The sequence below is a fragment of the Streptomyces sp. NPDC051133 genome, assembly GCF_040682635.1.
In the GTDB taxonomy this organism is placed as follows: Bacteria; Actinomycetota; Actinomycetes; order Streptomycetales; family Streptomycetaceae; genus Streptomyces.
The window spans coordinates 57,200-68,008 of the sequence record NZ_JBFBBK010000045.1 but is presented as its reverse complement, the minus strand read 5'-3'; the positions used below and the strand labels follow the sequence as shown (position 1 = coordinate 68,008).

Below are 10,809 nucleotides of genomic sequence, written 5' to 3'. Positions count from 1 at the left end.
CCCAGCGACTCCACCTCGGTGCCCCGGTCCCGCTGGAAGGCCAGGAAGGCGAAGGCGCCCGGCATCGACACCGCGAACAGCGCCACCAGGCCGGCCGCGGTCACCACCGCCGGCCCCCACGCCCTGCGCCGGACGTCGCCGATCAGCAGCAGCACCGGCCAGACCTTCAGCAGCGCCCCGAACGCGGTCAGCGCGCCCCGCACCCACGGATGCCGGGCCCCGGCCAGCAGTGCCGCCACGGCCACCGCGGTCACCATCACGTCGTAACGGGCGTACACCGTCGGGCCGAGCAGCGGCACGCCCGCCACCCAGACCCACGCCCCGCGCGGCGACCGGCCGGGACGCCCGCCCGCGTACAGCAGGAGGGCCAGGACCGCGAGGTCGGCGAGGAACGCCAGGGCGTAGAAGGCGTGCGCGTAGGACAGGAAGGGCAGGGCGCCGGGGGAGAGGATCGCGAGGGCCGCGGCGGGCGGGTACTGCCAGGTCACGTCGTCCAGCGGAAACGTTCCCTGCCGCAGCACCTCGAACCAGCCGCGGTAGGTCACCGACACGTCCAGTGTGACGTCCGGGCCCGGGAAGGCGCACACCCCGAGGACGAACAGCAGGAGCAGCACACGGGTGGCGCCCCAGACCGCGAGCAGCCGTGCCAGGGACCGCCGGCCGGCCTTGGTCTCCACGTGATCCCCTGTCGTTCGGTGCCCGCTGCGACGTCCGCGTCGCGGGACCATGATGTCCCGCCCGGCCGTGTGCTTCCACAGACTCGGCCGCGCCCGCGGCGGACGGCCGATTCGGTAGGGTCGGCGGCGATGCACAAGACCCTGATCGTCACCAACGACTTTCCGCCCCGGCCGGGCGGCATCCAGGCCTTCCTGCACAACATGGCCCTGCGCCTGGACCCCGGCCGGCTGGTCGTCTACGCCTCCACCTGGAAGCGCGGCCGGGAGGGCGTGGAGGCCACGGCCGCGTTCGACGCCGAGCAGCCCTTCACCGTCGTACGCGACCGTACGACGATGCTGCTGCCCACCCCGCAGGCGACCCGGCGGGCGGTGGAGCTGCTGCGCGAGCACGGGTGCACCTCGGTGTGGTTCGGGGCGGCGGCACCGCTCGGCCTCATGGCACCCGCGCTGCGCAGGGCCGGTGCCGAGCGGCTGGTGGCCACCACCCACGGCCACGAGGCGGGCTGGGCCCAGCTGCCGGCGGCCCGGCGGCTGCTGCGCCGCATCGGGGAGTCGACGGACACGATCACGTACCTGGGCGAGTACACCCGCTCCCGCATCGCCACCGCGCTGACCCCCGAGGCGGCCGGGCGGATGGTGCAGCTGCCGCCCGGGGTCGACGAGAAGACCTTCCACCCCGGATCCGGCGGCGACGAGGTCCGGGCCCGGCTCGGCCTCACCGACCGCCCGGTCGTGGTCTGCGTCTCCCGTCTCGTCCCGCGCAAGGGCCAGGACACCCTGATCCGGGCCATGCCCCGCATCCTCGCCGCCGAGCCGGACACCGTGCTGCTCGTCGTCGGCGGCGGCCCCTACGAACAGGACCTGCGCCGCCTCGCCCGGGAGACGGGCGTGGCGTCCTCGGTCCGCTTCACCGGCTCCGTCCCCTGGTCCGAGCTGCCCGCCCACTACGGCGCCGGCGACGTCTTCGCGATGCCCTGCCGGACCCGGCGCGGCGGCCTGGACGTGGAGGGCCTCGGCATCGTCTACCTCGAGGCGTCGGCCACCGGCCTGCCGGTCGTGGCGGGCGACTCGGGCGGCGCCCCGGACGCGGTGCTCGACGGGGAGACGGGGTGGGTCGTGCGGGGCGGCGACCCGGCGGCGGCGGCCGACCGCATCGTCCCCCTGCTCGGGGACCCGGAGCTGCGCCGCAGGATGGGCGAGCGGGGCCGTCAGTGGGTCGAGGAGAAGTGGCGCTGGGACCTGCTGGCGGAGAAGCTCAAAACCCTCCTCTAAAACCTCGCGTCGGCTCTAGGCGGAACCGGAAAATCCGCACATGCTGCGCGCATGACAGCAAAACTGATGAGACGTCAGCTGACGAGACGTCACATACTCGGTATGGCCGCCCTGCAGACGGCGGCGGCCCTCGGCTTCACCCGCATCGGCCTGCAGTCGGCACAGGCGGCGCAGCCCGCCGCCGCGGAGGCCGCGCCCGCGATCGTCGTCGGCTCCGGCTACGGCGGCGCGGTCGCCGCCCTCCGCCTCGGCCAGGCCGGCATCCGCACCCTCGTCCTCGAAATGGGCGGGCTGTGGAACACCGCGGGCGGCGACGGCAAGATCTTCTGTTCCACCACAGCCCCCGACCGGCGCTCCATGTGGTTCCGCACCCGCACCGAGGCCCCGCTCGCGACCTTCCTCTGGCTGGACGTGGTCAACAAGGCCATCAGCGCCTACCCGGGCGTCCTGGACCGCGTGCACTACGACAACATGTCCGTCTACCTCGGCCGCGGGGTCGGCGGCGGCTCCCTCGTCAACGGCGGGATGGCCGTCACGCCGCTGAAGTCCTACTTCACCGAGCAGTTCCCGACCGTCGACGCCGACGAGATGTACGGCACCTACTACCCCCGCGCCCGCGCCATGCTCGGCGTCAACACCATCGACCCGTCCTGGTTCGAGTCCACCGACTGGTACCGCTTCACGCGGACCTCCCGTAAGGCGGCCGCCAACGCCGGGCTGAGGACCACCTTCGTGCCGAACGTCTACGACTTCGGCTACATGCAGCAGGAGGCCGCCGGCACGGCCACCAGGTCCGCGCTCGCCGGAGAGGTCATCTACGGCAACAACCACGGCAAGCGCAGCCTCGACAAGACCTATCTGGCCGCCGCCCTCGGCACCGGCAACGTCACGATCCACACCCTGGAGAAGGTGAGGGCGGTCAGCCGGGCGAGCGACGGGTCGTACCTCCTGACCGTCGACCGGATCGACCTCACCGGCGCGGTCGTGGAGACCAAGCAGTACGCCTGCACCTATCTGTTCCTCGGCGCCGGAAGCCTCGGCACCAGCGAACTCCTCGTCCGCGCCCGGGACACCGGCACCCTGCCCGACCTGGACGCCGCCGTCGGCGCGGGCTGGGGCACCAACGGCAACACCATGCTCGGGCGTGCCAACCACGTCTGGGACACCGTCGGCGCCGACCAGGCCACCATGCCGGTGATGGGCATCGACGACTGGGCCAACGCCGACAACCCGGTCTTCGCCGAGATCGCCCCGCTGCCCATGGGGTTCGAGCACTGGATCAGCCTCTACCTGGCGATCACCAAGAACCCCGAACGGGCGTCCTTCACCTACGACTCCGCCTCCGGCGCGGTGAAGCTCGGCTGGCGCGCCGACCAGAGCGCGGTCTCGGTGGCCATGGCCAAGAAGCTGTTCGACCGTATCAACCTGGCCAACCTCACCATCTACCGCTACGACCTGTTCGGCTCCACGAGCAAGGTCTTCGCCGACGACTTCACCTACCACCCGCTGGGCGGCTGCGTCCTCGGCCGGGCGACCGACGACTACGGCCGGGTCAAGGGGTATTCACGGCTGTACGTCACCGACGGCTCGCTCGTGCCCGGCAACATCGGCGTGAACCCGTTCGTCACGATCACCGCGCTCGCCGAACGCACGATGGCGCGGGTCCTCGCCGAGGGCACCGCGCCATGACGCATCGCGAGAAGGGAGCCTACTTGGCGTAGATCGCCTCGATCTCGTCCCCGTAGTCCTTCGCCACCACGTTCCGCTTGAGCTTCAGCGACGGGGTGAGGTGGCCCGACTCCTCCGTGAACTGGGAGGACAGAATGCGGAACTTCCGCACCGATTCCGCCTTCGACACCGCGGCGTTGCCGTCGTCGACCGCCGCCTGGATCGCCGCGTGCAGATCCGGGTCGTCCTTCAGCGACGCCGCGGTGGCACCCGCCGGCTTGCCGTGCTCGGCGGCCCAGCGGCCCAGGAACTCCTCGTCGATGGTGACCAGCGCGCCGACGAACGGCCGCCCGTCGCCCACCACCATGCACTCCGCGACCAGCGCGTGCGCCCGGATCCGGTCCTCGATCACGGCCGGCGCCACGTTCTTGCCGCCCGCCGTGACGATGATCTCCTTCTTCCGGCCGGTGATCCTGAGGTAGCCGTCCTCGTCCAGGGTGCCGATGTCACCGGTGTGGAACCAGCCGTCGGCCAGCGCCTCGGCCGTCGCGCCCGGGTTGTTCCAGTACTCCTTGAACAGGTGCTCGCCGTGCAGCAGCACCTCGCCGTCGTCCGCTATCCGCACCACCGAGCCCGGCAGCGGCTGCCCGACCGTGCCGATCTTCTGGCGGTCCCACGGGTTGAAGGCCGTCGCCGCGCAGGACTCGGTCAGGCCGTAGCCCTCCAGCACCGTGAAGCCGATGCCGCGGAAGAAGTGGCCGAGCCGCTCGCCGAGGGGGGCGCCGCCCGAGATGGCGTACTCGCCCCGGCCGCCGAGCACCGCGCGCAGCTTGCTGTAGACCAGCCGGTCGAAGACCTTGTGCTTGACCTTCAGGCCGAACGACGGGCCGGAGGCGCTGTCCAGCGCCTTGCTGTAGGCGATCGCGGTGTCCGCCGCCTTGTCGAAGATCGCGCCCTTGCCGTCCGCCTGCGCCTTCGCCCGCGCCGAGTTGTAGACCTTCTCGAACACGCGCGGGACACCGAGGACGAGCGTCGGCCGGAAGGCGGCCAGCTCGTCGGTGAGGTGCTTGATGTCCGGGACGCAGCCCAGCTTGATCGGGGCCATCATCGGCGCGATCTGCACGAGCCGCCCGAAGACGTGCGCGAGCGGCAGGAAGAGCAGCACCGAGCACTCACCGGTGCGGAACAGCGGGCGCAGCCGCTCCACGATGTTGCCGCACTCGGCGAAGAAGCTGCGGTGGGTCAGGACACAGCCCTTGGGACGGCCGGTCGTGCCGCTCGTGTACACGATGGTCGCCGGGTCGTCGGCCTTGGCGAGCGAGCCGCGCTCCTCCACCGTCTGGTCCGACACGTCCTGCCCGAGCCGCGCCAGCTCCTCCAGGCCCCCGTCCTCGATCTGCCAGACGTGCTTCAGCGCGGGCAGCGACTCGCGCACCGACTCCACGGCCGCCGCGTGGCCCGCCAGCTCCACGACGCATGCCGTCGCGCCCGAGTCGGACAGGATCCACTGCACCTGCTCCGGCGAGCTGGTCTCGTACACCGGAACGGTGACCGCGCCCGCGCTCCAGATCGCGAAGTCCAGCAGCGTCCACTCGTAGCGGGTACGGGACATGAGCGCCACCCGGTCGCCCGGCTGCACCCCGGCGGCGATGAGGCCCTTGGCGGCGGTGTGCACCTCGGTCAGGAACTGCCGGGCCGTCACGTCCTGCCAGGCGCCCCCGACCTTGCGGGCGATCACGGCGACGTCGGGATGCTGCGCGGCGTTTCTGCGGACGATGTCGGTCAGGTTGCCGTCCGCAGGGACCTCGTACAAAGCCGGAAGGCTGAACTCGCGCAAGACTGCTGCTCCTCATAGGGCGCCGGCGCCACGACGTTGTGCGATGCGACGGTGCGGTCCAAGGCTCGGGCTGGTGCTCGGGGCTTCGTTGGTTGAAATCCAGAGCACGACTGGACTGCCCGGACGTTACCCGCCGGTATGGCGTTCAGGACAGGGGGTCCGGACCAGATGTTCGCTGCGTCACACACGGGGGCATTCCTTCGCGCACAGTAGTCCACGGCCCAACCGACCGGCGAGTAACCGCAGGCCGGACGGACACTGTTCACCCACACCGCACACGCCTACGCTTGATCACCATGGCATCCACACCACCCGGAAACCGAAGCGCGCGGAGCCGGCGGCCCGGAGGCCGCGGGACGCGCGTCCACGTGGTCAGCGACGTGCACGGCAACGCCCGGGACCTGGCCCGGGCCGGCGAGGGTGCCGACGCCCTGATCTGCCTGGGCGACCTCGTGCTCTTCCTCGACTACGCCGACCACTCGCGCGGCATCTTCCCGGACCTGTTCGGCGAGGAGAACGCCGACCGGATCGTCGAGCTGCGCACCGCCCGGCGTTTCGAGGAGGCCCGGGAGTTCGGCGCCCGGCTGTGGGCCGGCATCGGCACGGACCGGGCGATGGCCATCGAGAAGGCGGTGCGCAAGCAGTACGCCGAGATGTTCGCCGCGTTCCCCACCCCGACGTACGCCACCTACGGCAATGTCGACATGCCGGCCCTGTGGCCGGAGTACGCCCGCGCCGGCACCACCGTCCTCGACGGCCAGCGGGTGGAGATCGGCGGCCGGACCTTCGGCTTCGTCGGGGGCGGCCTGCGCACCCCGATGCGCACGCCGTACGAGATCGGTGACGAGGAGTACGCGGCGAAGATCGAGGCCGTCGGCGAGGTCGACGTGCTGTGCACGCACATCCCGCCGGAGGTCCCCGAGCTGGTCTACGACACGGTCGCGCGCCGCTTCGAGCGCGGCAGCCGCGCGCTGCTGGACGCCATCCGCCGCACCCGGCCGCGCTACGCGCTCTTCGGGCACGTCCACCAGCCGCTGGCGCGCCGGATGCGGATCGGTGCGACCGAGTGTGTGAACGTCGGGCATTTCGCCGGTACCGGGCGGCCCTGGGCGCTGGAATGGTGACCGGCCGCCGATGTGGACGGGGTGAAGGCGGCAGGTCGGCGGCGCGGTAGCCTTCACGCTGCACACACGTGCGCACGACGATCTCTGTACCGGCCCGCATCTGGAGGAGCCACGGCGATGGCGGAACACACCAGCTCGAGCATCACGATCGAGGCGGCACCGGCCGACGTCATGGAGGTGATCGCCGACTTCGCCCGCTACCCGGACTGGACGGGCGAGGTGAAGGAGGCGGAGGTCCTCGCGACCGACGGCCAGGGCCGCGCCGAGCAGGTCCGCCTCGTGATGGACGCCGGCGCCATCAAGGACGACCAGACGCTGGCCTACACGTGGACCGGCCCGAACGAGGTCTCCTGGACCCTGGTGAAGTCCCAGATGCTCCGCTCCCTCGACGGCTCGTACATCCTCAAGCCGGCGGGCGCCGGCACCACCGAGGTCACCTACCTGCTGACGGTGGACGTCAAGATCCCGATGCTCGGCATGATCAAGCGCAAGGCGGAGAAGGTCATCATCGACCGCGCCCTGGCGGGCCTGAAGAAGAGGGTGGAGTCGGGGGAGAAGTAGCCGCCCCCTTCGGGCGGCGCGCCCGGCGGTACCGTTCACCTTCATGCGCACCATCCTGATCACGGGCCCCGGCGGCAGTGGCCGTACCACCGTCGCCGCCGCCACCGCACTGCGCGCCGCGGCCGACGGTACCCGCACCCTCCTCCTCGGCGCCGACACCACCGACACGCTCGGCGCCGCGCTGGGCACCGGAACAGGACCCGCCCCGGCCGAGGCCGCCCCCCTCCTCACCACCTGGCGCCCCGACGCCGCCGCCCGCTTCCGCGACGACCTCACCGCCTTCCAGACCCGCGCGGCGAACGTCCTCGACCTCCTCGGCGCGTCCCGGCTGGACGCCGAGGAGGTCACCCCGCTGCCCGGCGCCGCGGAACTGTCCTTCCTGCGCGCCCTCAGGGACGCCGCCCTCTCCGAGCGCTACGACCTCCTCGTCGTCGACCTCCCGCCCCTCCCGCAGGCCCTCCCGCTGCTCGCCCTGCCCGAGGAACTGCGCCGCTACCTGCGCCGCCTGCTCCCGCCCGAGCGGCAGGCGGCCCGCGCCCTGCGCCCGGTCCTCGGCCGGCTGGCCGGCGTCCCCATGCCCGCCGACTGGCTGTACGAGACCGCCGCCCGCTGGGACGTCGAGCTGGCCGCCGTCGAGGCCGTCCTCACCGACCGGACCACCGCCGTACGCCTGGTCGCCGAGCCCGGCCCGGCCGGCGCCGACGCCGTCCGCACCGCGGCGCTCGGGCTCGCCCTGCGCGGCCTGCCCACCGAGGCCCTGATCGCCAACCGCGTCCTGCCCGACGCCGGCGACGGCACCTGGCTGGCCGGGCTCCTCTCCCAGCAGCGCAAGACCGTCGACGCGTGGCAGGAGTCGTACGACGTCCACCGCGTCCCGCACCTCGGCCGCGACCCGCACGGCACCGACGACCTCACCGCCCTCGCCGTCCCCGCCGTCAACCCGGCACCCGCCCCGGTCGAGTGGCCCGTCACCGACCGGATCGCCGAGGACGGCGTGCTGGTCTGGCACATCCCGCTGCCCGGCGCCCTGCGCGACGAGCTGGACCTGATCCGGCGCGGCGACGAACTCGTGATCACCGCCGGCCCGTTCCGCCGGATCGTTCCGCTGCCCTCCGCCCTGCGCCGCTGCACCGTCGCCGGCGCCGGGCTGCGCGAGGACGAACTGAGCATCCGTTTCGCCCCCGACCCGGGTCTGTGGCCCGCCGCCGGACGGTGAACCGGACGCCCCCGTTCGGGTAACGTCGTAAGGGCGAACCGTAGTCAGGAGTCCGCCATGAGCGAAGAGCGCCCCGCATCCGACGCCCACGGGGAGGAGCAGGCGCGGGCGACCGACGCCGACGCCTGGGCCACGGCCTGCGCCGAGGACCTCGCCGCCGAGAAGGCCCGCCGCCGCACCGAGTACGGCCCGCAGCCGGGCTCCGCCGCCGAGGAACTGAAGAAGCTCGTGGACACGGTGGCCGACAAGCTGTCCGGCCTCCAGTCACCGCTCCTCGGAGGCCTTGCCGGACCCGCCGCCCAGCAGGTGGTGCGGCAGGTCGTCCAGCAGGCCAAGGCCGCCGTCGAGCCCGTCATGGAGCGCAACCCGGACGTCTTCGACCACCTGGCCGCGGCCGGCGGCGAACTGCTCGCCGCCTACCGTTCCGCCGTCCAGGCCCAGGAACGCCGCTGGACCGCCCGCACGGCCGACGACGTGACCCGTGAGGGACGCGAGGGGCCGGACGACCGGGGCGAGGGAACCGGCCCGGGCGAACGCATCGACCTGGACTGAAGCCCTGCCACGGCAAGGCCTCGGGTACGGTTGGCCGTAGCGGGGCTCGACCGAAACTGAGGGATTCATGGGACTCACCATCGGCGTCGACATCGGCGGCACGAAGATCGCGGCCGGCGTGGTCGACGAGGAAGGCAACATCCTCTCGACCTTCAAGGTGCCGACCCCCACCACGCCCGAGGCCATCGTGGACGCCATCGCCTCGGCGGTGGAGGGCGCGCGTGCCGGGCACGAGATCGTCGGCGTGGGTATCGGTGCGGCCGGTTACGTGAACCGGCAGCGCTCCACGGTGTACTTCGCGCCGAACATCGACTGGCGCAACGAGCCGCTCAAGGACAAGGTCGAGGCGCGCACCGGCCTCCCGGTCGTGGTCGAGAACGACGCCAACGCCGCCGCCTGGGGCGAGTACAAGTTCGGCGCCGGCAAGGGCCACCGCAACGCCATCTGCATCACGCTCGGCACCGGCCTCGGCGGCGGCATCATCATCGGCAACAAGCTGCGCCGCGGCCACTTCGGCGTGGCCGCCGAGTTCGGCCACATCCGGATGGTCCCGGACGGCCTGCTGTGCGGCTGCGGCTCGCAGGGCTGCTGGGAGCAGTACGCCTCCGGCCGTGCCCTGGTCCGCTACGCCAAGCAGCGCGCCAACGCCACCCCCGAGCGCGCCGAGGTGCTGCTGGCGCTGGGCGACGGCACGCCCGACGGCATCGAGGGCAAGCACATCTCCGTGGCCGCCCGCCAGGGCTGCCCGGTCGCCGTCGACTCCTACCGCGAGCTGGCCCGCTGGGTCGGCGCCGGCCTCGCCGACCTGGCCTCCCTCTTCGACCCGTCCGCTTTCATCGTCGGCGGCGGCCTCTCCGACGAGGGCGAACTGGTCCTGGACCCGATCCGCAAGTCCTACAAGCGCTGGCTGGTCGGCGGCAACTGGCGCCCCGTCGCCGATGTGATCGCGGCCCAGCTCGGCAACAAGGCGGGCATGGTGGGCGCGGCCGACCTGGCCCGGGAGCCCGACCCGATCATGTAGTGGGGACGTACGACAGTGCCCGCCGCGTCCGGTCCCGGGACGGGCGGGCATCGTCGTATGTTGATCGCATGGTGACCAGTGCGCTGCTTCCCAACTCCCGTACCGAGTCCGACGGTTCGGTCGTCCTCCGCGTCCTGAGCTACAACATCCGCTCGATGCGCGACGACACCGACGCCCTGGCGCGGATCATCACCGCCTGCGCCCCCGACCTGGTCCTCGTCCAGGAAGCCCCCCGCTTCTTCCGGTGGCGCAAGAAGCTCGCCCGCCTGGCGGCCGCCTCCGGCCAGGTCGTTCTCACCGGCGGGGCCACCGCCGCCGGCCCGGCCGTCCTGTGCTCGCTGCGGGCCACGGTCGAGCGGACCGAGGACGTCCTGCTCCCGCTCACCCCCGGCCTGCACCGGCGCGGCTTCGCCACGGCGGTGGTCCGTTTCGGCGGGGCGCGACTCGGTGTGCTCAGCTGCCACTTGAGTCTCGACGGCGCCGAGCGGTACGAGCAGGGCGTCATGCTCCTCGACCGCCTCGCCGGCCTCGGTGTCGAGCACGCCGTCGCGGGCGGAGACCTCAACGACCGCCCCGACGGCCGCACCTTCCGCCTCCTCGCGAGCCGCCTCCAGGACTGCCGGACCGTGGCTCCCTGGGGCGGCGAGCACACCTGGACGCGCAGCGAACCCCCCAAGCGCATCGACGCCGTCTTCGCCACCAAGGGCATCGAGGTCCTCGGCTGCGGCGTCCCGCTGGACCAGCCGGGTGTGACCAGGGCCGACCTGGCCGCGGCGACCGACCACCTGCCGGTGCTGGCCGCCGTGCGGATTCCGGCCGCTTGAACCAAGCAAAAGAAGCCCTTGTCCTCCGGCCCGCGCGGATCGGCCTCCTGCCGGGCG

At 72.4% G+C, this 10,809-nt stretch carries 10 protein-coding genes; 8 read left to right on the top strand and 2 right to left on the bottom strand.

Annotated elements, in window-relative coordinates; genetic code table 11:
- Window positions 1–677 (bottom strand): glycosyltransferase family 87 protein (locus tag AB0N17_RS34425; protein WP_366015543.1); only part of this gene is annotated, 677 nt, incomplete at its 3' end.
- Window positions 678–806: 129 nt separating this feature from the next.
- Here AB0N17_RS34425 and AB0N17_RS34420 point away from each other — a divergent pair.
- Both AB0N17_RS34420 and AB0N17_RS34415 read left to right on the top strand, forming a co-directional pair.
- Window positions 807–1,949, top strand: a complete 1,143-nt coding sequence (locus tag AB0N17_RS34420; protein WP_366015542.1) for a glycosyltransferase family 4 protein — start codon at window positions 807–809, stop codon at window positions 1,947–1,949.
- Window positions 1,950–2,051: 102 nt separating this feature from the next.
- The gene (locus AB0N17_RS34415; RefSeq protein WP_366015541.1) at window positions 2,052–3,638 is read left to right on the top strand and encodes a GMC oxidoreductase; all 1,587 of its coding nucleotides are present in this window, start codon (window positions 2,052–2,054) and stop codon (window positions 3,636–3,638) included.
- A gap of 19 nt (window positions 3,639–3,657) precedes the next feature.
- Here the strand turns inward: AB0N17_RS34415 and AB0N17_RS34410 are convergent, their stop codons facing one another.
- Complete coding sequence (locus AB0N17_RS34410) at window positions 3,658–5,454, bottom strand: AMP-dependent synthetase/ligase (RefSeq protein WP_366015540.1); 1,797 nt, start codon at window positions 5,452–5,454, stop codon at window positions 3,658–3,660.
- A gap of 296 nt (window positions 5,455–5,750) precedes the next feature.
- Between AB0N17_RS34410 and AB0N17_RS34405 the strand changes: the two genes are divergently transcribed.
- The 6 genes from AB0N17_RS34405 to AB0N17_RS34380 all read left to right on the top strand — a co-directional run bounded on the left by AB0N17_RS34405 (window position 5,751) and on the right by AB0N17_RS34380 (window position 10,752).
- Window positions 5,751–6,578: a metallophosphoesterase gene (locus tag AB0N17_RS34405; RefSeq protein WP_366015539.1), complete on the top strand. Its 828-nt coding sequence runs from the start codon at window positions 5,751–5,753 to the stop codon at window positions 6,576–6,578.
- Window positions 6,579–6,695: 117 nt separating this feature from the next.
- Window positions 6,696–7,139: an SRPBCC family protein gene (locus AB0N17_RS34400; protein ID WP_366015538.1), complete on the top strand. Its 444-nt coding sequence runs from the start codon at window positions 6,696–6,698 to the stop codon at window positions 7,137–7,139.
- A gap of 43 nt (window positions 7,140–7,182) precedes the next feature.
- Entirely contained in the window at window positions 7,183–8,355 is a 1,173-nt protein-coding gene (locus tag AB0N17_RS34395) for an ArsA-related P-loop ATPase (RefSeq protein ID WP_366015536.1), read from the top strand.
- A 57-nt stretch (window positions 8,356–8,412) separates the two neighbouring features.
- Complete coding sequence (locus AB0N17_RS34390; protein ID WP_366015535.1) at window positions 8,413–8,907, top strand: DUF5304 domain-containing protein; 495 nt, start codon at window positions 8,413–8,415, stop codon at window positions 8,905–8,907.
- 67 nt (window positions 8,908–8,974) lie between these two features.
- Complete coding sequence (locus AB0N17_RS34385) at window positions 8,975–9,928, top strand: ROK family glucokinase (RefSeq protein ID WP_366015534.1); 954 nt, start codon at window positions 8,975–8,977, stop codon at window positions 9,926–9,928.
- Window positions 9,929–9,996: 68 nt separating this feature from the next.
- Window positions 9,997–10,752: an endonuclease/exonuclease/phosphatase family protein gene (locus AB0N17_RS34380; RefSeq protein ID WP_366015533.1), complete on the top strand. Its 756-nt coding sequence runs from the start codon at window positions 9,997–9,999 to the stop codon at window positions 10,750–10,752.
- The last annotated feature ends 57 nt before the right edge of the window (window positions 10,753–10,809 follow it).

Bases quoted from the DNA above. Each gene is read 5' to 3' on its own strand.
- AB0N17_RS34395 (WP_366015536.1), top strand. From the start codon at position 7,183: ATGCGCACCATCCTGATCACGGGCCCCGGCGGCAGTGGCCGTACCACC.
- AB0N17_RS34400 (WP_366015538.1), top strand. From the start codon at position 6,696: ATGGCGGAACACACCAGCTCGAGCATCACGATCGAGGCGGCACCGGCC.
- AB0N17_RS34420 (WP_366015542.1), top strand. From the start codon at position 807: ATGCACAAGACCCTGATCGTCACCAACGACTTTCCGCCCCGGCCGGGC.
- AB0N17_RS34385 (WP_366015534.1), top strand. From the start codon at position 8,975: ATGGGACTCACCATCGGCGTCGACATCGGCGGCACGAAGATCGCGGCC.
- AB0N17_RS34415 (WP_366015541.1), top strand. From the start codon at position 2,052: ATGGCCGCCCTGCAGACGGCGGCGGCCCTCGGCTTCACCCGCATCGGC.
- AB0N17_RS34380 (WP_366015533.1), top strand. From the start codon at position 9,997: ATGGTGACCAGTGCGCTGCTTCCCAACTCCCGTACCGAGTCCGACGGT.
- AB0N17_RS34405 (WP_366015539.1), top strand. From the start codon at position 5,751: ATGGCATCCACACCACCCGGAAACCGAAGCGCGCGGAGCCGGCGGCCC.
- AB0N17_RS34390 (WP_366015535.1), top strand. From the start codon at position 8,413: ATGAGCGAAGAGCGCCCCGCATCCGACGCCCACGGGGAGGAGCAGGCG.